Genomic DNA, 23,627 nt, shown 5'->3' with positions numbered 1-23,627 from the left:
ACGCTAAGGTGCGACACCTATTGTGTGTCACGTCCAACAGGAGTTCCGATGGCCTATCGCACCGTCCTGGTCGGCACCGACGGCTCCGCCTCCTCCTTCCGCGCCGTCTCCAGGGCGGCGGGCCTGGCCGCCGCGACCGGCGCGAGGCTCGTCCTGGCCTGCGCGTACCTTCCCATGCGGGAGAGCCGGCGGGCCGCGGCCGCCGAGCAGCTGGGCGAGCTCGCCTACAAGGTGAGCGGGTCCACGCCCGCCGACGACGCGCTGCGCGCCGCCCGCCAGCACGCCGTCGCGGCGGGCGCGCGCGACGTCGTGCTGGCCGCCGAGCAGGGAGACGCGGTCGACGTGCTGATCTCGCTCGCCGGGCGGCACCGCGCCGACCTCCTGGTGGTCGGCAACCGGGGGCTCAACAGCCTGGCGGGCCGGCTGCTCGGCTCGGTCCCGTCCAACGTCGCGCACCGGGCGGGCTGCGACGTGCTGATCGTCCACACGACCCCCGGCGGGCGCTGAAAGCCCGCTCCCGCCGGGCTTCGCGGGCGACGGGACCTGCCCGCGAAGCGCCCGGATCCGCTCACGGCGAGATCGGTGACGCGAAAGCCGTCACACCGCATAGGCTTAGCGCGATGGCGGAGAGAGGAGGCGACACGTGATCGAACTCGAAGGGCTCCCCGAGCTCGTCGACCCGGTTCTCATAGCCGCGTTCGAAGGGTGGAACGACGCGGGCGAGGCGTCCAGCGGTGTGATCGCGCATCTCGAATCCGCCTGGAAGGCCGAGCCTCTGGCCGCGCTCGACCCCGACGACTACTACGACTTCCAGGTCACCCGTCCCATCGTGGAGATGGGCGACGGGCTGACCCGGTCCATCTCGTGGCCGACCACGCGGCTGCTCCACGCGCGCCCGCCGGGCAGCGAGCGCGACGTGGTGCTGCTGCGCGGCATCGAGCCGAACATGCGCTGGCGCTCGTTCTGCGCCGACATCATCAAGGTCTGCCGGGCGGTGGGCGTCGATCTGGCGGTGATGCTGGGCGCGCTGCTCAACGACTCGCCGCACACCCGTCCGGTGCCGATCCTGGGCGGCGCCACCGACGAGGAGCTGGCCGGCTCGACCGGGCTGGAGCTGAGCCGCTACGAGGGCCCGACGGGCATCGTGGGGGTGCTGCAGCACGAGTTCGGCGAGGCGGGCCTGAAGGCGATCTCGCTGTGGGCGTCGGTGCCGCACTACGTGGCGCAGCCGCCCAACCCGAAGGCCACGCTGGCGCTGCTGCGCCGGCTGGAGGACGTCCTCGAGATCCCGATGCCGCTGGGCGACCTCGACGAGGAGGCCCGCGCCTGGGAGCACGGCGTCGACGAGCTGGCCTCCCAGGACACCGAGGTGGCCGAGTACGTCAAGGAGCTGGAGGAGCGCAAGGACGCCGCCGAGCTGCCGGAGGCGAGCGGAGACGCGATCGCCGCCGAGTTCGAGCGCTACCTGCGCCGCAGGGACCGCGATACTGACAGCTAACTCGCAGGAGTTAGTGACGTCTTTTTTCCGGGATTTTGGGTAATAATCGGAAGCCGTACATATTTCCGTGACGAATCCGTGACCGACGGATCGCCGCGATGCCGTGTCGACCCTGCCCTCAGTGACCGCGCACGTAAGGCCAACCATGGCGACTTCCCATGTCGACCCGTACCAGAGAAGTCAGGACACCAGGCGACGCGTCCTGGAGATGGCTCCAGCCCTCAGGGAGGATCGGGGCGGCGGAGCCGTGAATCAGTACATCGCCCTGCTACAGGACCGGCTCCCGCTCTGGCTGAGCATCCTGCACGGCCTGTCCGACCAAGCGGGCAAGGGGCGGGTCTGCGCCAACCTGCTGCCGGTCACCCGGGCGGGCATCGACTACTACCTGGAGGTGCAGTCGGCCGCGCTGCCGGCGTTCACCTCGCCGGACGTCACGGTCCGCTTCCGCCAGGCCGTCCGCGACAGCGGCCTCGGCCCGGCGGCGGAGGTCACGCCGCTGGCGGCGTACCTGGAGGCCGAGCGGCGCCTCGGCCGGATCACGCCCGACGTCGACCCGGAGGCGAGCGCCCGCCTGCTGCTGGCGGGCTGCTTCCACCACGCCTACATCGAGCTGTTCGTCGGCGCGGGCGCCGGGCCGACCCGTGAGGCGAGCGCCGCGCAGATCGTCCGCGAACTCCGCCTGGAACCCGCGACCCGCCCCAACTGACCGCACCCGCCCTGGCGGACCGGCTGCCCACCCCTACCAGGGTCGGCCGCGCGGCCGACCCTGGCAGATGGAGCTGCACGGGTAGCCGTGCGCGGCGGTGGAGCCGTGCGGTCAGCCGTGTGCGGCTCTGGCCGTGGGGCGGGACGCGGCTGTCAGCGCCTCGTCGAAGCGCGACCAGACCAGGGCCGCCAGGTACGGGTCCGGGCCCAGCGGCGGGCTGAGCAGGTCGGCGCCCGCGGCCGCCAGGCGGTCGTGGAAGTAGCCGGGGGCCAGCAGGTAGGACGCGATCGCGACCCGGGCGGCCGGGCCCGACCTGAGGCGGTCCATGGCCTCGGCGAGCGTCGGGGTGCCCGCCGAGGCGAACGCGGCGGTGACCGGCCGCGACAGCCGTAGCGCGAGCAGGTGGGCGGCCTGGCGCACGTCGGCCAGTCCCGCCGGATCGGACGTGCCCGCCGCCGCCAGCACGACCGCGTCGGTCGAGCGCAGCCCCGCCCTCGCCAGGCCGCGGGTGAGGGCGGAGGTGAGCAGCCGGTGCGGGCCGAGCCGCCCGGCCGGCATCGCGTCCGGACGGACCCGGGCGAGGACGTGGGGCAGGTCGACGTAGGCGTGGTAGCCGCCTGCCAGCAGCAGTGGCACGACCACCACCGGGCCCGCGATCGAGGGCAGCAGATCCGCCAGAAGGGGGCTGCTCAGCTCCAGGAATCCGAGTTCGACCCGGCACCCCGGCCGCAGCCGCCTGACGGACTCGGCCAGTGCCCGCAGGGTCCGCTCCCCTGCCCGGCTCCTGGTTCCGTGCGCGACCAGGACGAGCGCAGGCTCTCCTGCCGCGCCGCCGGACCGACGCGCCGCGGCGGCACCCGCACGCGGACGCCCGGCGTCGGACGTCCCCCCATGCGGCCCGACCACACCGGGCGTGGGGCCGGCCAGGCGAGCCCCAGCGGGCAGGCGAGCCGCATCAGCCGTGCCGCCGGTCAGACGAGTCCCACCGAATGGACGAGCCGCATCAGCCGCGGCACCCGACAGACGAGCCCCACCGAACGGGCGGGCCGCATCAGCCGCGGGGTCGGGCGGGCGTGCCCCCTCGGGCTGGTTGAGGGGGAGGTGGCGGGTCACAGGGTCGCCTCGTGGAGGCAGGCCAGCCGGTAGCCGCGTTTGACCACCGTCTCCACGATGCCGCTGGGGCCGAGGGCGCGGCGCAGGCGGGTGATCGCCATCTCCACCGCGTGTTCCGCCGAGTCCCGCGAGGGGCTGCCCGGCAGGACGGTGCGCAGGTCCGAGCGCGACACCACGTGGCCGGGCTTGTCCGCCAGGCGCTTGAGCACGGCCATCGGGGCCGGTGGGAGGGGTTTCAGCTCGCCGTTGACCACCACCGCGTGGCCGCGGATCTCCAGGCGATGGCCGCCCGCCGTCAGCCTGGTGACGCTGTGCTCGGGAAGGTGCCTGGCCAGCGCCCTGGCGAGCGCGCCGAGCCGCGGGCGCTCCGGCTGGATCGTCGGGACGCCGCGCGACGCCAGCGGCTCGGCCGTCACCGGGCCGACGCACGCGGCGACGACCTGGCCGCTGAACGCGGCGAGCAGCGGCTCCTCCAGGCTCTCCGCGCGGGCGGCTCCCAGCATGGCGTGCACGGCGGGTGCGCTGGTGAAGGCGACGGCGTCCACGGCACCGGAGAGGGTCTGGCTGATGAGGCGGCGCAGCGGCGAGGTGTCGCGGTACGGCAGCCACCGGTAGACCGGGATCTCGATCACCTCGGCCCCCGCCTCGCGCAGGCCGGCGACGAACTCGGTCATCGGCTCGCCGTGCTGCTGGACCGCGATGCGGCGTCCGGACAGGTCCTGCGACAGCAGGTACTGCTGGATCTCCGCGCAGGAGGCCGAGTCGGCCGTCCAGTGCTCGTCGAGGCCGGCGGCGCGCACCGCTCCCCTGGCCTTGGGCCCGCGGGTCAGGACGCGCGCGCCTGCCAGGTGAGCGGCGAGGTCGCCGGACAACCCCCAGCCTTCCGCGGCCGTCATCCAGCCGCGGAAGCCGACGCCCGTGGTGACCACGACGTCGTCGACCGGACCGGCGAGGCTGAGCCGGGTGGCGGCGAGCAGGTCGCCGTCCTCCTCGAGCGGCACCAGCCTGATCGCTGGGGCGCTCACCACCCGCGCGCCGCGCCGTTCGAGCAGCGCGCCGAACTCCTCGCGCCGCCGGGTGGCGGTGACGCCGATGGTGAAGCCGGACAGCGCGTCAGGCGCGGTCTCCAGCGCGGCGGGCTGGACGTCGAAAGCGTCGTGGGCGTCCTCGCTGGGGAGCGCGCTCATCTGAACACCTCCACGTGTCCGTCGTGTGGCGGCCGTGCCGGGGCCTCTGACCGGGCCTCTGATCGGGCCCCGGGCACCCGGCCAGGCATCACAGGCACGTGAGCCGCAAGTGAGATCACGCCATCGATAGTGCTTTCGGGTGGTTTCGCCCCTGGGTCCCTTCTGTTACCGCTGTGCTACAAGGCACAGCCCCCGCGGTTGATCTCCGCGCAGCCGGGAACCTTCTGCGTGACGGAGTGACCTATCGGGGAGTTGCTCGTGAAGGTGCGGCCCATCCGTGTGTTCGACGATCCGGTGCTCCGCTCGGTGGCGGAGCCGGTACACGACTTCGACCGGGAACTCCGGCAACTGGTCAAGTCCCTCACCACGACGCTGCGATCCGGCACCGGCAGGGCCGGGCTCGCCGCCCCGCAGATCGGGGTGTCGCTGCGCGTGCTCGTCTACTCCTACGACGGCAGGTCCGGGCACCTGATCAATCCCAGGCTGGAGCTGTCGGAGCAGCGCGTCACGGCCGACGAGGCCTGTCTGTCAGCTCCGGGGGTGTGGTGGCCACTGGAACGTTCCTACATGGTCACAGCGCGTGGCCGCGACATGTTCGGCAAGCCCGTGACGGTGCGGGCGCTCGGCACGCTGGCCCGCGTGCTCCAGCACGAGGCCGACCATCTCGACGGGGTGCTCTTCAGTGATCACCTGGACGCGGACGAGCGGGAACTGTTTCTCGCCGAGGCGCTGCCTTCACCATGAGTTCCCGGCGCTGATCGGGATCGGTGCCGCCCCAGACGCCGTCGAACTGGTGGGTCCGGAGGGCGTAGTCCAGGCAGGGCCGCCGGACCGGGCAGCCGTCGCATATCCTCTTGGCGCGCTCGACCTGCGACCGGCCCGGCCCTTCCAGCGAGATCGGAAAGAACAGCTCCGGGTCCATGCCGAGACAGGCGGCTCTGCGCGACCAGTCGAGCATCATCATGCCTCGGGCCCCTACCCACTCCGAATTTGGTCATACATCGGGATATATCGCTTCCGGCGGGCCGGCGAGGGGGCGGCGGGGGCGCGGCACGTCCCCGGCGATCCTCACCAGCGGTTCCAGCCTCGGGACCACGGCGCGGGAACGGCCGCCACGACCGGGCGGGCCACCTCGGCCCCGCTCAGCACCCGGTCCACCACGTCGGCGAGGTCCTCGGCCACCTCGGCGGCCTGCTGGATCTCCTCCCGCAGCGTCTGGGGCGTCGGCACCAGGATGCCGCGGGCGCCGGCGGCCCTGGCGGCCTCCATGTCCCTGCCGATGTCGCCGACCACGACGCAGTCGCGAGGGCTGACGTCGAGCACGGCCGCCGCCCTGATCACCAGCCCTGGCGCGGGTTTGCGGCAGGTGCAGCCGTCATCGTCGTCGTGGACGCAGATCGCCCAGGCGTCGAACGGGCCGAGCAGCTCCTCGACCTTGGCGTTGACCTGGTCCATCTCGTCGGCCGTGAGCAGGCCCTTGGCCACGCCCGACTGGTTGGTGACGACCGCCACCGGGACGTCGGCCCGGCGCAGCCTGCCGAGCGCCTCCCTGGCTCCGGGCATGGGCTCCACGCGGTCGGGGTCGCCGTTGTACGGGACGTCCTTGATCAGGGTTCCGTCCCGATCGAAGAGCACGGCGCCGGGACGTCGTAGTTCGAACACCTCTCACCTCCGTCACGTGCCCAGCAGCTACCCGTGGCCCTACCGCACAAACAACTACTTATCGTGACCAATCGCGGGCCAATTCAGGATATTTACCCATTTCACGCACCGATCTCGATCGAGGGCCGCTTCGCTCCGTAGCGCCCCTTCTGCTCACGGGAGGAGGTCGACGAGATTCCTCGGATCAGCGCCCGGCGATGACGGGAAAGCCGCTGCTCACGGGCGGTTGCCGGATAACGGCCGCGATCCGGGGCAGTTGCCGGGCGCCGACGTGGACGAGGAGCCCGACGTAGCAGCAGGCAGGAAGAAGTCGCACGCGAGAGCCGACCGTGGCACGTGCGCCGTCGTCCCCGTGGCAGCCTCCGCGCAGGCCAGGACGTGGACGTGCGGGCCGTCCCCCTCGGCGACCGGCACGCCCCCATCCGGTGCCGGGACATCCATCCCCCTCCCAGGTGGCAAGCGAGCAGGTGGTCAACGCAGTAAGGGAGCTGATTCAGTGAGAGTTGAGCTGATCTCCGAACACGCGGACCCGCTGGCGGCGATCGGCGGCGTCGACGCGGGCGGCCAGAACGTCCACGTCGCGCAGCTGGCGATCGCGCTGGCGGCACGCGGCCACGCGGTCGCCGTGCACACCCGGCGCTCTGATCCGGTCCGGCCGGGCTCCGTCCCGCTGGCTCCCGGTGTCACCGTCGAGTACGTCACGGCCGGCCCCGCCGCGCCCGTGCCGAAGGACGAGCTCGCTCCGTACATGCCGGAGTTCGCCGAGCGGCTGGCCCGCCGCTGGGCCAGGACCCGGCCGGACATCGTGCATGCCCACTACTGGATGAGCGGCCAGGCCGCGCTGCTGGCCGCCGGTGACATCCCGGTGGTGCAGACGTTCCACGCGCTCGGCACCGTCAAGCGCCGCTGGCAGGGCCGGGCCGACACCAGCCCCGCGCACCGCCTCGCGGTCGAGCGGGAGATCGGCCAGCGCGCCGACGCGGTGCTGGCCACCTGCGCCGACGAGGTGGCCGAGCTGCTCGCGATGGGCGTGTCCGAGCAGCGCATCGCGGTCGTGCCGTGCGGGGTGGACCTGGGCACGTTCTCCCCCTCGGGGCCCGTCGCGCCGCGCGGCGAGCGCGCGCTGGTGCTCAGCATCGGCCGCCTGGTGCCGCGTAAGGGCGTCGACACCGTGATCAGGGCGTTACGCCGGCTCCCCCAGGCGGACCTGGTGGTGGCGGGCGGGCACTGCCACGACGAGGAGGCCGTGCGGCTGCGCGGGCTGGCCGCCGGGTACGGGCTGGAGGGCCGGGTCCGCCTGATCGGCAGCGTGCCGCGGGCGCGGGTGCCCGCGCTGATGCGCTCGGCCGACGTGGTGGTCACCGTGCCCTGGTACGAGCCGTTCGGCATGGTGCCGATCGAGGCGATGGCGTGCGGCGTGCCGGTGGTGGCGTCGGCGGTCGGCGGCCATCTGGACACGGTCGCGGGCTGCGGGCTGCTGGTGCCGCCTCGCCGTCCCAGAGCGCTGGCCAGGGCGCTGCGCGCCGTCCTGGACGACCCGGGCAGGCGCGAGGCGCTCGGCGCGGCCGGAGCGCGCCGAGCCAGGGAACGCTACGGCTGGCCGCGCGTGGCCGAGCAGACGGAGGCGGTGTACTCGCGAGTGATCAACGACAGGCCCCGCCCGCTGGCCACGCTCGGGGGGTAGCCGGGGCTCAGAGCGCGACGCCGAGGAGGGCGTCGGCCAGGTCGCGGACCAGGCCCGGAGCCGACGGGTCGGAGCCGTCGCCCGCCGACGCCCGCTCGGCCCACGCGTCGATCAGCGCCAGCGCCCCTGGCGTGTCGAGGTCGTCGGCGAGCCGCTCCCGCACCCCTGCCAGCAGCTCGGCCGCGTCCGGCCCGGACGCGAGCCCGGTGGCCGAGCGCCAGCGGGCCAGCCGGGCCTCGGCCTCGGTGATCTGGGCGGGCGTGTACTGCCAGTCCTCGCGGTAGTGGTGGGCCAGCAGCACCAGCCTGATCGCCATCGGGTCGTGCTGGAGGCGCATCTTGGACACGAACACCAGGTTGCCCTTGGACTTCGACATCTTCTCGCCGTCGAGCGCGACCATGCCGGCGTGCGTGTAGAACTTGGCGAACGGCCACTCGCCGGTGGCGGCGTGCCCCTCGGACGCCCCGCACTCGTGGTGCGGGAAGATCAGGTCCGAGCCGCCGCCCGCCACGTCGAACCCGGCGCCCAGGTTGTCGAGCGCGATCGCGGTGCACTCGACGTGCCAGCCGGGACGTCCGCGGCCGAGCGGTGATTCCCACGCCGGCTCACCCGGCCTCTCGGCCTGCCACAGCAGCCAGTCGAGCGGGTCGCGCTTGCCGGGCCTGCCGGGGTCGCCGCCGCGCTCGGCGAACAGGTCCAGCATCTGCTGCTCGTCGTAGCCGGACACCTGGCCGAACTTGGGGGCGTCGGCGACGCTGAAGTACACGTCGCCGTCGAGCGTGTAGGTGACCCCTCTGGCCGCCAGGCCGGCGATCAGCTCGGCGACCCTGCCGACGACCTCGGTGACGCCGACGTACTCGCGGGGCGGCAGGACGCGCAGCGCCTCCATGTCGGTGCGGAACAGCTGGATCTCCCGCTCGGCGAGGTCCTGCCAGGCGACGCCGGTCTGCTCTGCCCGCGCCAGCAGCGGGTCGTCGACGTCGGTGGCGTTCTGGGTGTAGTGCACCTCGTGCCCCATGTCGCGCCAGACCCGGCCCACCAGGTCGAAGGCCAGGTAGGTGTTGGCGTGGCCGAGGTGGGTGGCGTCGTAGGGGGTGATGCCGCAGACGTACATCCGGGCCGTGGGGCCCGGGTCGGTCTGCCTCACCTGCCTGGACGCGGTGTCGTAGAGACGCAGCGGGACGCTCTCACCGGGGAGCTTGGGAACGTTCGGGGCGGACCACGATCTCATGCCTTTGAGCCTATCTGTCCCGATCAGCGGTCAAGTCGGTGAATCCGTACGTCACACCTTCGGGGGCGAGCGTGACGCGCATGACCGACAGGGACGCGAAGACGCGCCCGTCGGGCAACTCGTGCCGGATGATCAGCGCTGCCGGGTCGTCCGACGGCGGGTCGGTGATGAGTTCCCCCCAGTCGGCCGTGCTCTCGAAGCGGGGCTGGAAGGCGGCCACCCGCTCGTTCGCCGGGTCGAGGCCGGTGTTGACGACCATGCTGGTGCCGTCGGGCAGCTCGCCGACGCTCAGGCGCTCGCCGTCCCAGCTGTACAGGCGCACCCGGGTCAGGTCGGCGAGCACCAGGTGGAAGGGGTCGTACCGGGTCAGGTCCAGCTCGGGCAGTTCCCCCGCGGAGACGGCGCGCAGCGCCAGGTCCCCGCGGGAGATCCTGGTGGTCTCGGGGGCGGGCCGGCCGCGCCCGTTCAGCAGCGCGGCGGCGCGGCGCGGGCCGGGGGCGACCGCCAGCCAGGTGCCACCCGCCTTGAGGTCGCGCCCGCCGAGCACGCCGGGGTACTCCGGCCAGTGCTCCCCCGGCCCCTCCCAGGGCCGGTCGGCGTACTCGTCGCGGACGCCCATGAGCGTGAGCGGCTGCCCGGTCTTCACGATCAGCGTGCACATGCCGCAAAGCGTAGTAAACGGGGTTAGACGGGCGGCCAGGGGATGGCCGGCCAGTCCTCCGACGGGTACGGGTGCACCCCGGTGTCGAGCAGCCGCCTGACCCGCTTCCAGGTGGCCTCGACCTCGGCGAGCGTCAGCAGTTCGCGCAGCCTGCGGCCGAGCGCGCCCGACTCCAGGTCGCGGTCGAGCTTGGCCAGCACGCCGACCGCCTCGCGGGCCAGCGGCTTGCCCCGCCACTGCCACAGGACGGTGCGCAGTTTGTCCTCGGCGGCGAAGCAGACCCCGTGGTCGACGCCGTAGACATGCCCCGTCGGCAGGGGCAGCAGGTGGCCGCCCTTGCGGTCGGCGTTGTTGATCACGGCGTCGAACACCGCCATCCGGCGCACCAGCGGGTTGCGGCTGCGCACCAGCCGCATCAGGTCGACCTCGCGCTCGGTGTCGATCCACAGCTGGCACATGCCGGGGCCGAACGGGCCGTCGCGGTAGACCGTCGGCGGCACGATCTGCCAGCCGGTCGCCTGCGAGACCTCGAACGCGGCGACCTCGCGGGCGGCCAGGGTGCCGTCGGGGAAGTCCCACAGCGGGCGCTCGCCGCGTACCGGCTTGTAGACGCAGGCGGCGGTGCTCCCGTTGAGCGAGACCGAGCAGTACAGCGTCATGTTGGTGGCCTCGACCAGGCGGCCCGCCACCTCCAGGTGCCCGTCGCGGAGAAGCTTCAGCGCTCGTTCGTCTTGGATGGGGGACGGGTGGGTCGGCATGAGAGCGGGCTCGCTCTCGGAGGCGCTCATGAGGCCGCCTCACCCCCGCGGTATCCGTTGAGGCGCACGCAGACGTGTCCTTCCGGGTCGAGCGGCTGCCCGCACAGGGGGCACGGCGGCCGTCCGGCGGCGACGATCTGGAGCGCGCGCCGGGTGAACGCCCGAGCGGCCCCCGCGCTGATACGCACCCGCAGCATGGCGGGCTCGGGTGCGTCCAGATCGTCTTCGTCGATGATCTCTTGCGCTTCGATCACTACCTGGGAGGTGTCGGGGTCCCAGGCCAGCGCCATCGTGCCCACCCGGAAGTCCTCCGCGACGGGCACGTCGAGAGGCGCGTCGTCGGCCAGGTCGGCGGGCGCCACGGCGGGCACCTGCGCGGTGCCCCCGCTGCGGCGCAGCACCTCGTCGAGCAGCTCGTCGAGCCTGCCCGCGAGCGCCGCGACCTGGAGTTTCTCCAGTGCCACCGTGGTCAGTCTGCCCTCGGCCCTGGCCTGCAGAAAGAAGGCTCGCGCGCCCGGTTGCCCCAGGGCACCGGCCACGAACCTCTCTGGTGGGTCGTAGTCGAAGACCGGCATAGCCTGACCTTACGTGGTTCCGGGTCCACCGCCGACGGCGGCATCGCTCCCGGTGATGTTTTCTCCCCCGTCTTTCTCCTCCGAATCCTCGGGGAGCCGCAATTCCCCCATATCGTTAATCCTGAGAACAAAGGGACGCAAGGGGGCATAGCGAATGACGGTGAGGGCCGCCGGATCGGCGGTAATCCGTTGAAAATGATCGAGGTGGAGCCCCAGTGCGTCGGCGACGATCGCCTTGATCACGTCGCCGTGACTGCAGGCGAGGTAGACACCCTTCTCCCCCACGCGCCGGTTCCAGTCGCGGACCGCGGCCACCGCCCGGTGCTGCACGTCGGCGAGCGACTCGCCCCCGGGGAAGACCGCCGCGCTCGGATGCGCCTGCACCACCCGCCACAGCGGCTCCTCGGCCAGCTCCTTCAGCGGCCGCCCGGTCCACTCGCCGTACCCGCACTCGACCAACCGCTCGTCGGTCCGCACCTCGGCCCCGCGCCCCTCCGCGACGGCCTGCGCGGTCTCCTGGCAGCGCTCCAGCGGGCTGGAGACGATCGCGTCGAGCCGGACACCCGCCAGGCGCCCGGCCAGCGCGGCCGCCTGCGCTCTGCCCGCCTCGCTCAGATGGACGCCGGGAGTGCGGCCGGCCAGCACCGGACCCGTCAGGTCGGTCAGCCCGTGGCGGGCGAGAAGCAGCGTCGTCACCCCGTAAGTGTCGCAGGCGTGGATCACGGCGTTTCACACGCCCGGGCGGTAACCTGGCGGGACCATGCAGCAGCGCTATGTGGGCCGTAGCGGCCTGTCGGTGTCCCGGGTGGGGCTCGGCACGATGACCTGGGGGCGTGACACCGACGCCGAGGAGGCGGCGGCCCAGCTCCGCAGCTTCGTCGACGCCGGCGGCACGCTCGTCGACACGGCCGACGTCTACACGGCGGGCGACGCCGAGCGCCTGCTCGGCCGGATGCTGCGCGAGTCGGTGCCGCGCTCGGAGCTGGTGATCTCCACCAAGGCCGTGGTGACCCCCGCGGGCCGCAGGCCGCGCGACGCCTCCAGGCGGCACCTGATCGCCGCCGTCGACGAATCGCTGAACCGGCTCGGCCTCGACTACGTCGACCTGTGGCAGCTGCACACCTACGACGAGGAGGTGCCGCTGGAGGAGACCCTGGCGGCGCTCGACGCGATCGTCACCTCGGGCCGCGCCGTCTACGCGGGCGTGTGCGACTACTCGGGCTGGCAGCTCGCCGCCGCCGCGGTGTCCCAGCGCGCGACCCCCGGCCGGATCCCGATCATCTCGGCCCAGGCCGAGTACTCGCTGCTGGCCCGCGAGCCGGAACGCGAGCTGCTGCCCGCCGCCGACCACGTCGGGGCGGGCGTGCTGGCCTGGTCGCCGCTGGGCAGAGGGGTGCTGACCGGCAAGTACCGCACCGGCATCCCGGCCGACTCGCGCGCCGCCACCCCCCACTTCGCCGACTTCGTCCGCCCCTACCTTGACGAGCGCAGCCGCCGCGTGGTGGAGTCCGTGACCACCGCGGCCGACGGCCTCGGGGTCTCGCCCCTGGCTGTGGCGCTGTCGTGGGTGCGCGACCAGCCGGGGGTCGCGTCGGCTATCGTCGGGGCCCGTACGCACGCGCAGCTCAAAGGCGTGCTGCTGGCCGAGGACGTGGTGCTGCCGAGAGAGATCCGCGAGGCTCTTGATGACGTGTCGTCGATCGACTGAGCGGAAACGAGAGACAGTCTCGCGTATCACTAGTCGATACCAAATCGCAACTTTGCCAGGAATCGCCTGCGTCCGGGGAGCGATGTCCATAAAGATTTCCTCCGGAAGCGCACGCGGGAGGAGACTGATGGGGAGCAGGACCGCGATCTCGGCTGGAGCCCTCGCGGTGGCACTGGCGGCCGTCCCGGTGCTCGCGCTGCCCGCGCCCGCACTGGCCCGCGACTGCCCGCGCGGCGGCGGCCTGCTCTCGCCGGTGACCGACGGGCTGTGCGACGTGGTCGGCACGGTCACGGGCACGGTCGACAAGCTGACGGGCAAGGTCGGCAAGCCCGTGACGAAGGGGCTGAACGACACCACCGACAGCGTGCTGGGCAGGGTGGGCGAAGCCGTGCCCACCGCCAAGCCCACCGCCTCGTCCTCGTCCGAGACGCGCCCGACGCCCGGCACCACCGAGCTGCTGCCCGAGACGTTAGGCGAGGTCTGTCTGCCGGTGCTGGCGTGCGAGGAGCGGGGAACCGTCGACACCCATTCTCCCGCGCAGCCGACCGACACGGCCGAGAAGCCGGTCGCCACGCCCAGCGCGAAAGCGCGCAAGAAGAACCGCGACACCGCCGTCCAGCCGACGCACGCCCCCACCCACCCGCAGACCGAGACCTACCAGATGGACTCCACGCGGGAGCCGGTCAAGGACGACGACGAGCCCACGGTCGACACCGACGACGCCCACCTCGACCTGCTGTGGCCCAACCCCCTGGCCCGCGAGCTGACCGTGCCGCTGCGCGACCAGCACGTGGTGCGGCCCAGCCCGCCCGCCTCCGACGTGGTGGGCACCGCGCTGACGATCCTGCTGCTGGCCTCGGCGATCCTGGCCACGCGGATCGTGCAGCAGCGGCGCCAGAACGCCGGGCGGCCCGACTCGATTCCGTTCGAGCCGGGCAGGGCGGGCAACGGGCGGCACCGGCTGGCCTGATCAGGCCCCTATCGCGTGCACTCCGCCGTCGACGTGGACGATCTCACCCGTCGTGGCGGGGAACCAGTCGGACATCAGCGCCACGCACGCCTTGGCGGCGGGCACGGTGTCGGACAGATCCCAGCCCAGGGGGGCCTTCTCCGGCCAGCTGTCCTCGAACTCCTTGAAGCCCGGGATGGACTTGGCCGCCATCGTGCGCAGCGGTCCGGCCGCGACCAGGTTGACGCGGATGTTGTGCTTGCCCAGGTCGCGCGCCAGGTAGCGGTTGGCCGACTCCAGGCCCGCCTTGGCCACGCCCATCCAGTCGTAGACGGGCCACGCCTTGGAGGCGTCGAAGTCGAGGCCGACGATCGAGCCGCCCTCCTTCATCAGCGGCAGGCAGGCCACGGCCAGCGACTTGAACGAGTACGTGGACACGTGCAGCGCCGTGGAGACGTCCTCCCAGGCGGTGTTGAGGAAGTTGCCGCCCAACGCGCTCTGCGGGGCGAAGCCGATGGAGTGCACGACGCCGTCGAGGCCGTCGACGTGCTCGCCGACCCTGGCGGCCAGCGTGTCGAGGTGCTCGGTGCTCTGCACGTCCAGCTCGAGGACCGGCGGCGGCTCCGGGAGCCGCTTGGCGATGCGCTCGACCAGGCTGAGCCGGCCGAAACCGGTCAGCACGACCGTGGCGCCCTCCTCCTGGGCCAGCTTGGCCACGGAGAAGGCGATCGAGGCGTCGGTGAGCACGCCCGTCACGAGGATCCGCTTGCCTTCGAGAATTCCCATGTCAGTGCCCCATTCCCAGTCCGCCGTCGACCGGGATCACGGCCCCGGTGATGTAGGAGGCGTCGTCGCTCGCCAGGAAGCGGACGACGCGCGCGACCTCGCCGGGCGACGCCTGGCGCCCGAGCGGGATGTTCTTGATGATGGCCTCGTTGTTGAGGTCGGCCGTCATGTCGGTGGCGACGAAACCGGGCGCGACCACGTTGACGGTGATGCCGCGCGAGCCGTATTCGCGCGCCATCGACCGGCCGAAGCCGATGAGGCCGGCCTTGGAGGCGGCGTAGTTGGTCTGGCCGGCCGAGCCGAGCATGGCGACGACCGAGGAGATCAGGATGATCCGGCCGCGCTTGAGCTTCATCATCGGCCTGATCGCCCGCTTGGCGACCCGGTAGGCGCCGGTGAGGTTGGCGTCGATGACGTCGGTGAAGGTCTCTTCCTTCATCATGGCCAGCAGGGTGTCCTTGGTGATGCCCGCGTTGGCGACCAGCACCTCGACCGGGCCCTGCTCGGCCTCGACCTTGTCGAAGGCGGCCTCGACGTCGGCCATGCTGGTCACGTCGCACCGGACGCCGAAGAGCCCCTCAGGGGGCTCCCCCGATCGGTAGGTGACCGCGACGGAGTCGCCCGCGGCGGCGAGTTCACGGGCGATCGCGAGGCCTATGCCGCGATTGCCCCCGGTGACGAGTACAGAGCGTGCCATGGCATCTGACGCTATCCCCTACCGGCGGGTATTCGCTTGTCCGGGGGACACAAGATCACGGGGTTAGGATCGTGGACATGCGCCAGATCGACCCCGATTTCCGGGAGCTGCCGCTCGGGCAGCTCGCGGACGCCGCCCTGCAACGCGCCCGCGAGCTGGGCGCCGAGCACGCCGACTTCCGGCTGGAACGTGTCAGAGCCGAGACCCTCAGCCTCTACGACGCCCGTCTCGAAGGCTCCATGGACGCCGACGACCTCGGCTACGCCGTGCGTGTCGTCAAGGGCGGCACGTGGGGCTTCGCCGCGGGCATCCGCCTGACCCCCGAGGCCGCCGTGAAGGTGGCCGAGCAGGCGGTGCGGGTGGCCGAGGTGAGCGCGCCGATCAACCGTGAACCCATCGAGCTGGCACCCGAGCCGGTCCACTCCGAGGCCGTCTGGGTGTCGTCCTACGCCGTCGACCCGTTCGAGGTGCCGTCGGCGGAGAAGGTGGGCCTGCTCGCCGACTGGTCGGCCGCCCTGCTCAAGGGCGCCGACCACGTCTCGGCGCGGCTGCTGCAGGTCAAGGAGCAGAAGTTCTACGCCGACACGACCGGCACGACCACCACGCAGCAGCGGGTGCGCGTCTTCCCGCGCCTCAACGCGATGAAGGCGGGCGAGGGCGGGTTCGACGACATGTCGACCCTGGCGCCGCCGGTCGGGCGCGGCTACGAGTACCTGACGGGCACCGGGTGGGACTGGAAGGCCGAGCTCGCCCAGCTGCCCGAGCTGCTGGCGGAGAAGCTGGCCGCGCCGTCGGTCGAGCCGGGCGAGCACGACCTGGTGATCGACCCGTCGAACCTGTGGCTGACGATCCACGAGTCGATCGGCCACGCCACCGAGCTGGACCGGGCGCTCGGCTACGAGGCGGCCTACGCGGGCACCAGCTTCGCCACCTTCGACCAGCTCGGCGAGCTGGTCTACGGGTCGCCGGTGATGAACGTGACCGGCGACCGCACCGTGGAGCACGGGCTGGCGACGATCGGCTACGACGACGAGGGCGTGCTGGGGCAGAGCTTCGACATCGTCAAGGACGGCGTGCTGGTCGGCTACCAGCTCGACCGGCGGATGGCGCTGATGAAGGGGTTCGGGCGCTCCAACGGGTGCGCGTTCGCCGACTCGCCCGGCCACATGCCGATCCAGCGGATGGCCAACGTGTCGCTCGCCCCCGCCCCCGGCGGGCCGTCCACCGACGAGCTGATCTCCGGGGTCGAACGCGGCCTCTACATCGTCGGCGACAAGAGCTGGTCGATCGACATGCAGCGGTACAACTTCCAGTTCACCGGGCAGCGGGCGTACCGGATCGTCGACGGGCGGCTGTCAGGGCAGGTGCGCGACTTCGCCTACCAGGCGACGACGACGGACTTCTGGCGGTCGATGGAGGCCGTCGGCGGCCCCCAGACGTACGTGCTGGGCGGCGCCTTCAACTGCGGCAAGGGCCAGCCGGGGCAGGTCGCCCCGGTCAGCCACGGCTGCCCCTCGGCCTTGTTCAGGGGCGTCCGGATCCTCAACACCGTGCAGGAGGGCGGGAAGTGAACGAGCGCGGCTTGCGGGCCCAGGCCTCTCCCCAGGAGATGGTGGAGCGGGCCCTGGAGCTCTCCAAGAACGACGGCTGCGTGGTGATCGCGGACGAAGGGTCCACGGCCAACCTGCGCTTCGCCGGCAACACACTGACCACCAACGGCGTGGCCCGTTCTGCGCAGCTCACGGTGATCTCGATCGCGGGCCAGGGGGTGGGTGTGGTCTCGCGGGCCGCGGTCAGGCCCGACCAGCTCGCCGATGTGGTGGCCGCGGCCGACAGGGCGGCGCGTGAGGCGCAGCCCGCCGAGGACGCCAGGCCGCTGCTCGACGGGCTGCCCGCGTCCCCGGGCTGGGCCGAGCCGGTCACGCCCACCGACATCGGCGTGTTCGAGGGCTTCGCGCCCGCGCTCGGCGAGGCGTTCGCCGCCGCCGACGCGGGCGGCAGGAGGCTGTACGGCTTCGCCGAGCACTCGCTGACCTCGACCTTCCTCGGCACCTCGACCGGGCTGCGGCTGCGTCACGACCAGCCGTCCGGGCGGCTGGAGCTCAACGCCAAGTCCGCCGACCTCAAGCGTTCGGCCTGGACGGGTGTGGCGACCCGCGACTTCACCGACGTGGACGTCGCCGCGCTCGACTCCTCCCTGGCCCAGCGGCTGGAGTGGGCCAAGACCCGGGTGGACCTTCCGGCGGGCCGCTACGAGACCCTGCTGCCGCCGAGCGCGGTCGCCGACCTGATGATCTACCTGCTGTGGTCCGCAGGCGCCAGGGACGCGCTCGACGGCCGGTCGGTGTTCGCCAGACAGGGCGGCGGCACCCGCGTCGGCGAGCAGCTCGCCACGCTGCCCGTGACGATCTCCAGCGATCCCCGCGCGGCCGGCGTCGAGGCGTCGCCGTTCGTCGTCGCGCACGCCTCCAGCCGCGAGAGCTCGGTCTTCGACAACGGCCTGCCGCTGGCGAAGACCGACTGGATCGCGGACGGACGCCTGCAGGCCCTGCTGCAGACCCGGTACTCCGCGGAGCTGAGCGGGCTGCCTGTGACCCCGGCGATCGACAACCTGATCATGCGGGGGCCCGAGGGCGGGCGGTCGCTGGAGGAGATGGTCGCCTCCACCGAGCGCGGCCTGCTGATCACCTGCCTGTGGTACATCCGCGAGGTGGATCCGCAGACGCTGCTGGTCACCGGGCTGACGCGCGACGGCGTGTACCTCGTCGAGAACGGCGAGGTGGTGGGCGAGGTGAACAACTTCCGCTTCAACGAGAGCCCGGTCGACCTGCTGGGCCGCCTGACGGAGATCGGCGCGAGCGAGCGGACCCTGCCGCGCGAGTGGAACGACTACTTCCAGCGCACGGTGATGCCCGCGGTCCGGGTGCCGGACTTCAACATGTCCACGGTCAGCCAGGCGAGCTGACCCCGGCCCTTCGGGCACAGCCGCCGGGGCGCCGGCGAAGGGTGCGCCCTGGGGCGTCGGCCGCGCGCCGACGCCCCAGGGCGACGTCAGGCGCCCGGCCCCGACCCCGGGCGCGCGGCGCCGTGTGAGCGGCTGTAGCGGGCCGTCAGGCGTCTTCCAGGCGGAAGCCGACCTTCATGCCCACCTGGATGTGCGCGACCTCTCCCGCGTCGATGTGGCCGCGGATCTCCGTCACCTCGAACCAGTCGAGGTGACGCAGCGTCTGCGAGGCGCGCCGGAGCCCGTTGCGGATGGCGTCGTCGACGCTCTCCCCCGACGTTCCGACTATCTCGGTGACCCGATACGTACGATCCGTCATCTCCGAATCCTCCTTACTCGAAGGCCATGATCGCATGACCTCCGCGGTCGGCCAGGAGCGCCGTCGCGACCGCGGGGCCCTGGGTCTACCGTTGAAGGTATGAAGGGGTGGCGCAAGAAGCCGGACATCCACCAGGTCACCGACGCGAAGCCGTCGCTCACCGCCGACATCCGCCGGCGCGAGGTCAGCTACCTCATCAAGATGGGCATCCGCACGATCTGCCTGATCCTGGCCGTGGTGGTACCCGTGCCGTGGCCGTACCGGATGTTGTTCATCGCCGGTGCCGTCTTTTTGCCATACATAGCGGTTATCGGGGCCAATGAGAGGGAAGCAGGCGCCCCTCCCCCGGTGTTTCACAGCCCTGAGGCTAACCAAAGCGAGATACCGATGCACCGGCGCGAGATCGGGTCGTGACTAAGTCTTGACGCATCCCATGGGTTGTAGGTGTACGCTTTAGGCACGCACTCCGGTCCCCCGTCGGAGTGCTGGTGCCGGCGTTCCGGGCCCCCGTCGGAACGCCGATGAAGCGACGCCGGGTGGTTTGCCCCCGTAACCACCCGGCGTCGCCCCTTTTCTGAGCAACCCTCACCTTTCATGATCATTTCGGCTGTCGTCGGTCCCGCATTGGATAGGACCGCTTTCCCGAAAGCGGTTTCCAGCCGCCGCGCATGGAATTGCCAGGAAATCTTCAGGTTCACCCAGGTCTTGACACGGCGAGTTCGTTCGAGTGTCAGCCGTCGGTCAGCGTCTCGGCCGTGGCCGTGCCCCAGTTCCTGGCCAGGACGGTGAGCCGGTCCACCGCCCCCTCGGGCGCGGTGCCCGCCCCCTCGGCCAGCCCGAGCAGGTAGGCGGTCAGCGGGGCCGCCGGTCTGGCCACGCCGTGCGCCACCTCCTTGGTGAGCTCCAGGATCACGTCGCGGTCGACCCTGGCTGGGTCGACGCCCAGCTCCTTGCAGGCCAGCGCGGTCCACTCGTTCAGCACGTTCATGTGCGCCTCCTCCAGGTCGTCCATTGTGTCGCAGTCGAACCAGGGGCGTCCGGGCAACGTCAGCCGCGCCGTGACCAGGGGTTCCAGGAGGCCGCGCAGCGAGCGTCCCGCGTACCGCCGCAGGGCCTCGCGCAGCGTCTCGGTGCTCCAGGCGCCCAGCAGCCACTGCTCGCGGCCGCCGTCGTCGAGCGCGACGGCGCCGCCGCCTGGCGCCTCCAGGAGGGCGGCCACGTCCCGCGCCCGCAGGAACGGCAGGTCACCGGCGAGCAGCACCAGGCGGGGGGACCTCACCTCGGCCAGGCCGGCGCGCAGTGCGGGCACGGGGCCTGCGCCGGGCGGGTCCTCGCGGGTGAAGACGACGCCGGGCAGTCCGCGCTCCGGGCCGACCACGACCACCCGGGCCGCGTCGGGCACGGCGGACACGACGCGTTCGACGATCGTCCTGCCGCCGACGGTCAGGCCGGGCTTGTCCGCGCCGCCGAGCCGCCGCGCCTCTCCCCCGGCCAGGACCACCGCGTCGTACTCCACGCCCCCAAGGTACTCAGCGCTCAGCCGCGCGAAGCGGCCGCCCCGCCGCCGCCCGGTCCGGGGGCGCGCGGCGGAATCAGGCCGGCGCGCAGGGCGGGACTCCGGCGGCGGCGGGATCCTCACGCTCGCGACAGGATCCCGGCGCGCGTGGGGCCGGATTCGGGCGCGCCGGGTGGGGGTGAGGGCGCAGGGCGCCTTCTACAGGCGGGGAGGTCAGCCGCCGATCGCCGACATCGGGCGGGCCGGCTGCAGGAACGACGGGTCGTCGATGCCGTGCCCGGCCCGCTTGCGCGCCACGGCGGCGATCCACCGCTCGGCCAGCTCGTCATCGGACGCGCCGGCGCGCATCGGGGTCTTCAGATCCGACTCCTCGGTGGCGAACAGGCAGTTGCGGACCTGCCCGTCGGCGGTCAGCCTGACGCGGTCGCACGCCCCGCAGAACGGACGGGTCACCGAGCCGATCACGCCCACCCTGGCGGGCCCCCCGTCGACCAGGAACCGCTCGGCCGGGGCGCTGCCGCGCTCCTCGAGGTCGTCGGCGGTGAGGTCGAAGGCGCCGGACAGCAGGCCGAGGATCTCGTCGGCCGTGATCATGTTCTCGCGGCTCCAGCCGTGCTGCGCGTCGAGCGGCATCTGCTCGATGAAGCGCAGTTCGTACCCCTTGTCGAGGCAGAAGCGGAGCAGCGGCACGGCCTCGTGGTCGTTCAGGCCGCGCATCAGCACCGTGTTGACTTTGACCGGTCGCAGGCCCGCCTCGTCGGCGGCGGCGAGCCCGGCGATCACGTCGGCGTGCCTGTCGCGGTGGCTGAGCCTCTGGAAGGTGTCGCGGTCGAGCGTGTCGAGCGAGACGTTCACCCGGTCGAGCCCGGCGTCGGCCAGCGCCGGCGCCAGGCGGGCCAGGCCGATGCCGTTGGTGGTCAGCGACACCTGCGGCCTCGGTTCGAGCGCCGTGGTGCGGGCGACGATGTCGGGCAGCTCGCGCCGCAGCAGCGGCTCGCCCCCCGTGTAGCGGACCTCGGTGATGCCGAGCCGCTCGACGCCGATGGCGACGAGCCTGACGATCTCGTCGGCGGTCAGGAGCTGGGCGTTGGGCAGCCAGTCGAGACCCTCGGGCGGCATGCAGTAGGTGCAGCGCAGGTTGCACTTGTCCGTGAGGGACACCCTGAGATCGGTGGCCACCCGTCCGAACGAGTCTCGCAACACCCGCTTCACCTCCTGTCCGATCACCAGACCAAGCCTACGACGTACGTCCGCAGCGCCCCAAAATCGCCAACATTCTCTCCACGCCCCTGATTCCGTTCCAGGCCCTTCGATCGCAGAAGCGGTAAAATGAGTGGGTTTTCCCCTCCTGGTTCAGCAAGACTGATCAACGACCAGTGAGGAGATCCATCCGATGCCGAACCAGCCCGCACCGAACCTGCTGTCGTGGGCCAGCGAGATCGACGAAGGCGCGATCACGCAGGCCGCGCGCGCCGCCCGCCTGCCGTTCGTCTCCGGCCACGTCGCTCTCATGCCTGACGCGCATGTCGGCATCGGTGCCACGGTCGGCTCGGTGATCCCCACCGAGGGAGCGATCATCCCCGCCGCCGTGGGCGTCGACATCGGCTGCGGCATGGTCGCGACCGAGACGACTCTCACCGCCGCCGACCTGCCCGACACGCTGGCCGCGCTGATGCCGATGGTGGAGCGCCGCATACCCGCCGGTGTCGGCAGGGGCCACGACGACCCGTCCATGGACCGCGCCCTGGGCGAGCTGGGGCTCCCGCACACCGATCTGACGCCCAAGCAGGTGAAGAAGGTGTCCGACCAGTTCGGCACGCTCGGCTCCGGCAACCACTTCGTCGAGGTCTGCCTCGACGAGCGCGACCGGGTCTGGACGGTGCTGCACTCGGGCTCGCGCGGCATCGGCAACCAGCTGGCCACGATGCACATCGCCGGCGCCAAGAAGCTGATGAGGAAGCAGGCCGTCGGCCTGGAGGACCCCGACCTGGCCTACCTGGTCCAGAGCACCCCCGAGTTCACCGCGTACATCGAGGACATGCTGTGGGCGCAGCGCTACGCCATGGCCTCGCGCGCCCGGATGGACAAGGTCCTCGTCAACGCCCTGTTCCGGGTCGCCGGGCAGGGGCAGCGGGTCCGCACGATCAACTGCCACCACAACTTCACCCAGCAGGAGACCCACTACGACAGGTCCCTGTGGATCACCCGCAAGGGCGCCATCAAGGCCGACACGGGCGACGAGGGCGTGATCCCGGGCTCGATGGGCACCCGCTCGTACATCGTGCGCGGGCGCGGGAACCCGGAGTCGTACAACTCCTGCTCCCACGGGGCCGGCCGCCGCATGTCGCGTACCAAGGCCAAGCGGGAGCTGTCGGCCGCGTCCCTCACCGAGGCGATGCGCGGGCGCACCTGGAACGCCGACCGCGCCGCCGCGCTCGTGGACGAGCACCCGGACGCCTACAAGTCCATCGACCGTGTGATGGCGGACCAGCGGGACCTCGTGGAGATCCAGCACACGCTGCGCCAGGTGTTCAACTACAAGGGTTGACTTCCTCCTCCTCTTAAAGGAGGAGGGGTTCCCACCCTCGCGGGTGAGGTTTCCTGCTTCGCAGCCGACCGCATCCGGGAGGGTCCGGTATGTCTCATGTCAGCTCCACAGGCGGACACCGCTTGACCAGATCGTCGTGCTGAGCGACGGCCGGATCGCCGAGCAGGGCACCCACCACGACCTTGTCGGCCCGGGCGGGCGGCTACGCCCACCTGTTCGAGACCCAGGCGAGCGGCTACCGCGAGGACGCCGACATCCGCTGAGCGGACCCCGGGTCGCGTCCTCTGGGCGGCCTTCATCTCCGTGGCCGCCGGAACGGCGGACGCCCGGCCCCCCTGAGAGGGGAGCCGGGCGTCCGGGGTTGTGCCGCTCAGCGGCGGCCGACCACCTTGACCCAGTCCGTGGCCTCGGCACCGTCGAGGTACCTGGCGCCTTCGAAGACGGCCTTCCAGGTGCCCGAGGTGTAGGCCGGGACCCTGGTACGGAAGTAGCCGTCACGGCTGGTCCTGACCGTGTCCACGTAGTCCCACGTGCCGCTGCCGTCCTCCTGGAACAGGATGACGACCCGCTTCCAGCCCAGGCGGTGCCAGGCCTCCTGCTTCTTGCAGTGGTCCGCGTGGAGGACGGAGACGAAGCCGTTGATGTAGTCCTCTTCGCACTCCACCGACAGCTTGCCCTCGAGGGTCAGCGGCCTGCCGCGCCAGACGGGGTTGGGGTCGGCCTCGAACTGCAGGCGGGTGTGACCGCCGTCGAAGTCCGGATCGGCCGTCACCGTTGCCGTCGTGGCCGCCGTCGCCGGCATCGCGGTCGTCGCCACCACCGTCGCGCCCAGGGCAGCCGCCGCCAGCCCGGCGGCGAGACGTCTCATCATGGATCCATTTCCTTCCCCGTGTGAGACGCGCTCCAAGACGGAGCACGTCAACGCCAATGACGCGTAAGGGTAAGGAAAAGTTGCCACTTAGCTGATCACAATATTGCAACACAGACTATGCGGCAGTCCATTAAAGATGCCAATAGGCGACTTA

Annotated in this window: 26 protein-coding genes; 11 read left to right on the top strand and 15 right to left on the bottom strand. The window is 71.8% G+C overall.

The window, feature by feature from the left end; all coding sequences use genetic code 11:
• The first annotated feature begins 48 nt into the window (after nucleotides 1–48).
• From ABT294_RS33990 to ABT294_RS33980, 3 genes are all read left to right on the top strand, one after another.
• Entirely contained in the window at nucleotides 49–507 is a 459-nt protein-coding gene (locus ABT294_RS33990; protein ID WP_350810408.1) for a universal stress protein, read from the top strand.
• A 136-nt stretch (nucleotides 508–643) separates the two neighbouring features.
• Complete coding sequence (locus ABT294_RS33985) at nucleotides 644–1,498, top strand: PAC2 family protein (RefSeq protein ID WP_350810407.1); 855 nt, start codon at nucleotides 644–646, stop codon at nucleotides 1,496–1,498.
• A gap of 247 nt (nucleotides 1,499–1,745) precedes the next feature.
• Complete coding sequence (locus ABT294_RS33980; protein ID WP_350810406.1) at nucleotides 1,746–2,204, top strand: hypothetical protein; 459 nt, start codon at nucleotides 1,746–1,748, stop codon at nucleotides 2,202–2,204.
• A gap of 111 nt (nucleotides 2,205–2,315) precedes the next feature.
• On the opposite strand, the gene ABT294_RS33975 is transcribed toward ABT294_RS33980, so the two are convergent.
• Nucleotides 2,316–3,110 carry a sirohydrochlorin chelatase gene (locus ABT294_RS33975; RefSeq protein ID WP_350810405.1) on the bottom strand — a complete coding sequence of 265 codons (795 nt, stop codon included), beginning with the start codon at nucleotides 3,108–3,110 and terminating at the stop codon, nucleotides 2,316–2,318.
• Between the two features lie 203 nt (nucleotides 3,111–3,313).
• Entirely contained in the window at nucleotides 3,314–4,504 is a 1,191-nt protein-coding gene (locus ABT294_RS33970) for a uroporphyrinogen-III synthase (protein WP_350810404.1), read from the bottom strand.
• Between the two features lie 258 nt (nucleotides 4,505–4,762).
• Between ABT294_RS33970 and def the strand changes: the two genes are divergently transcribed.
• Nucleotides 4,763–5,248 carry a peptide deformylase gene (gene def, locus ABT294_RS33965; RefSeq protein ID WP_350810403.1) on the top strand — a complete coding sequence of 162 codons (486 nt, stop codon included), beginning with the start codon at nucleotides 4,763–4,765 and terminating at the stop codon, nucleotides 5,246–5,248.
• Here def and ABT294_RS33960 read toward each other — a convergent pair.
• Together ABT294_RS33960 and ABT294_RS33955 are read right to left on the bottom strand one after the other, a co-directional pair.
• Nucleotides 5,184–5,462, bottom strand: a complete 279-nt coding sequence (locus ABT294_RS33960; protein WP_502912189.1) for a WhiB family transcriptional regulator — start codon at nucleotides 5,460–5,462, stop codon at nucleotides 5,184–5,186. The genes def and ABT294_RS33960 overlap by 65 nt on opposite strands.
• A gap of 110 nt (nucleotides 5,463–5,572) precedes the next feature.
• Complete coding sequence (locus ABT294_RS33955) at nucleotides 5,573–6,166, bottom strand: D-glycero-alpha-D-manno-heptose-1,7-bisphosphate 7-phosphatase (RefSeq protein WP_350810401.1); 594 nt, start codon at nucleotides 6,164–6,166, stop codon at nucleotides 5,573–5,575.
• A 496-nt stretch (nucleotides 6,167–6,662) separates the two neighbouring features.
• Between ABT294_RS33955 and ABT294_RS33950 the strand changes: the two genes are divergently transcribed.
• On the top strand, nucleotides 6,663–7,850 hold the full coding sequence (locus ABT294_RS33950) for a glycosyltransferase (RefSeq protein WP_350810400.1): 1,188 nt from the start codon (nucleotides 6,663–6,665) through the stop codon (nucleotides 7,848–7,850).
• 7 nt (nucleotides 7,851–7,857) lie between these two features.
• Here the strand turns inward: ABT294_RS33950 and mshC are convergent, their stop codons facing one another.
• The 5 genes from mshC to ABT294_RS33925 are packed head-to-tail and all read right to left on the bottom strand — an operon-like array spanning nucleotide 7,858 to nucleotide 11,771.
• Nucleotides 7,858–9,081 carry a cysteine--1-D-myo-inosityl 2-amino-2-deoxy-alpha-D-glucopyranoside ligase gene (gene mshC, locus ABT294_RS33945; RefSeq protein ID WP_350810399.1) on the bottom strand — a complete coding sequence of 408 codons (1,224 nt, stop codon included), beginning with the start codon at nucleotides 9,079–9,081 and terminating at the stop codon, nucleotides 7,858–7,860.
• Between the two features lie 10 nt (nucleotides 9,082–9,091).
• Nucleotides 9,092–9,742 (bottom strand): NRDE family protein, encoded by a 651-nt coding sequence (locus ABT294_RS33940; RefSeq protein WP_350810398.1) that lies wholly within the window; start codon nucleotides 9,740–9,742, stop codon nucleotides 9,092–9,094.
• 23 nt (nucleotides 9,743–9,765) lie between these two features.
• Entirely contained in the window at nucleotides 9,766–10,530 is a 765-nt protein-coding gene (locus ABT294_RS33935; protein WP_350810397.1) for an SCO1664 family protein, read from the bottom strand.
• Entirely contained in the window at nucleotides 10,527–11,075 is a 549-nt protein-coding gene (locus ABT294_RS33930; RefSeq protein ID WP_350810396.1) for a DUF3090 domain-containing protein, read from the bottom strand. Before ABT294_RS33930 ends, ABT294_RS33935 begins: the two co-directional genes overlap by 4 nt.
• Nucleotides 11,076–11,084: 9 nt before the next feature.
• Complete coding sequence (locus tag ABT294_RS33925) at nucleotides 11,085–11,771, bottom strand: MSMEG_4193 family putative phosphomutase (RefSeq protein WP_350810395.1); 687 nt, start codon at nucleotides 11,769–11,771, stop codon at nucleotides 11,085–11,087.
• Between the two features lie 64 nt (nucleotides 11,772–11,835).
• On the opposite strand from ABT294_RS33925, the gene ABT294_RS33920 reads away from it, so the two are divergent.
• Nucleotides 11,836–12,783, top strand: a complete 948-nt coding sequence (locus tag ABT294_RS33920) for an aldo/keto reductase (RefSeq protein ID WP_350810394.1) — start codon at nucleotides 11,836–11,838, stop codon at nucleotides 12,781–12,783.
• A gap of 127 nt (nucleotides 12,784–12,910) precedes the next feature.
• Entirely contained in the window at nucleotides 12,911–13,753 is an 843-nt protein-coding gene (locus tag ABT294_RS33915) for a hypothetical protein (RefSeq protein ID WP_350810393.1), read from the top strand.
• On the opposite strand, the gene fabI is transcribed toward ABT294_RS33915, so the two are convergent.
• Together fabI and fabG are read right to left on the bottom strand one after the other, a co-directional pair.
• Complete coding sequence (gene fabI / locus ABT294_RS33910; RefSeq protein ID WP_350810392.1) at nucleotides 13,754–14,518, bottom strand: enoyl-ACP reductase FabI; 765 nt, start codon at nucleotides 14,516–14,518, stop codon at nucleotides 13,754–13,756. It abuts the gene before it with no gap.
• Nucleotide 14,519: 1 nt separating this feature from the next.
• On the bottom strand, nucleotides 14,520–15,215 hold the full coding sequence (gene fabG / locus ABT294_RS33905; protein ID WP_350810391.1) for a 3-oxoacyl-ACP reductase FabG: 696 nt from the start codon (nucleotides 15,213–15,215) through the stop codon (nucleotides 14,520–14,522).
• Between the two features lie 77 nt (nucleotides 15,216–15,292).
• Here fabG and ABT294_RS33900 point away from each other — a divergent pair, with 77 nt between their 5' ends.
• Entirely contained in the window at nucleotides 15,293–16,786 is a 1,494-nt protein-coding gene (locus ABT294_RS33900) for a TldD/PmbA family protein (protein ID WP_350810390.1), read from the top strand.
• 38 nt (nucleotides 16,787–16,824) lie between these two features.
• On the top strand, nucleotides 16,825–18,180 hold the full coding sequence (locus ABT294_RS33895) for a metallopeptidase TldD-related protein (protein WP_350810471.1): 1,356 nt from the start codon (nucleotides 16,825–16,827) through the stop codon (nucleotides 18,178–18,180).
• Between the two features lie 145 nt (nucleotides 18,181–18,325).
• Here the strand turns inward: ABT294_RS33895 and ABT294_RS33890 are convergent, their stop codons facing one another.
• Nucleotides 18,326–18,538, bottom strand: coding sequence for a dodecin (locus tag ABT294_RS33890; protein ID WP_350810389.1), 213 nt, complete (start codon nucleotides 18,536–18,538; stop codon nucleotides 18,326–18,328).
• 99 nt (nucleotides 18,539–18,637) lie between these two features.
• On the opposite strand from ABT294_RS33890, the gene ABT294_RS33885 reads away from it, so the two are divergent.
• Nucleotides 18,638–18,952 (top strand): DUF3099 domain-containing protein, encoded by a 315-nt coding sequence (locus ABT294_RS33885; protein WP_350810388.1) that lies wholly within the window; start codon nucleotides 18,638–18,640, stop codon nucleotides 18,950–18,952.
• A 316-nt stretch (nucleotides 18,953–19,268) separates the two neighbouring features.
• On the opposite strand, the gene ABT294_RS33880 is transcribed toward ABT294_RS33885, so the two are convergent.
• Both ABT294_RS33880 and moaA read right to left on the bottom strand, forming a co-directional pair.
• Nucleotides 19,269–20,054, bottom strand: coding sequence for an NTP transferase domain-containing protein (locus ABT294_RS33880; RefSeq protein ID WP_350810387.1), 786 nt, complete (start codon nucleotides 20,052–20,054; stop codon nucleotides 19,269–19,271).
• Nucleotides 20,055–20,267: 213 nt separating this feature from the next.
• Nucleotides 20,268–21,257, bottom strand: coding sequence for a GTP 3',8-cyclase MoaA (gene moaA, locus ABT294_RS33875; protein WP_350810470.1), 990 nt, complete (start codon nucleotides 21,255–21,257; stop codon nucleotides 20,268–20,270).
• A gap of 190 nt (nucleotides 21,258–21,447) precedes the next feature.
• Between moaA and ABT294_RS33870 the strand changes: the two genes are divergently transcribed.
• Nucleotides 21,448–22,602: an RtcB family protein gene (locus tag ABT294_RS33870; RefSeq protein ID WP_350810386.1), complete on the top strand. Its 1,155-nt coding sequence runs from the start codon at nucleotides 21,448–21,450 to the stop codon at nucleotides 22,600–22,602.
• Nucleotides 22,603–22,972: 370 nt separating this feature from the next.
• Here ABT294_RS33870 and ABT294_RS33865 read toward each other — a convergent pair whose 3' ends face one another.
• A complete protein-coding gene (locus tag ABT294_RS33865; protein WP_350810385.1) occupies nucleotides 22,973–23,473 on the bottom strand; it encodes a hypothetical protein in 501 nt (166 codons plus the stop codon).
• Nucleotides 23,474–23,627 lie beyond the last annotated feature (154 nt).

Source organism: Nonomuraea sp. NPDC000554, assembly GCF_040300065.1.
Classification (GTDB): domain Bacteria; phylum Actinomycetota; class Actinomycetes; order Streptosporangiales; family Streptosporangiaceae; genus Nonomuraea.
This window is presented reverse-complemented; position numbering and strand designations above follow the sequence as displayed.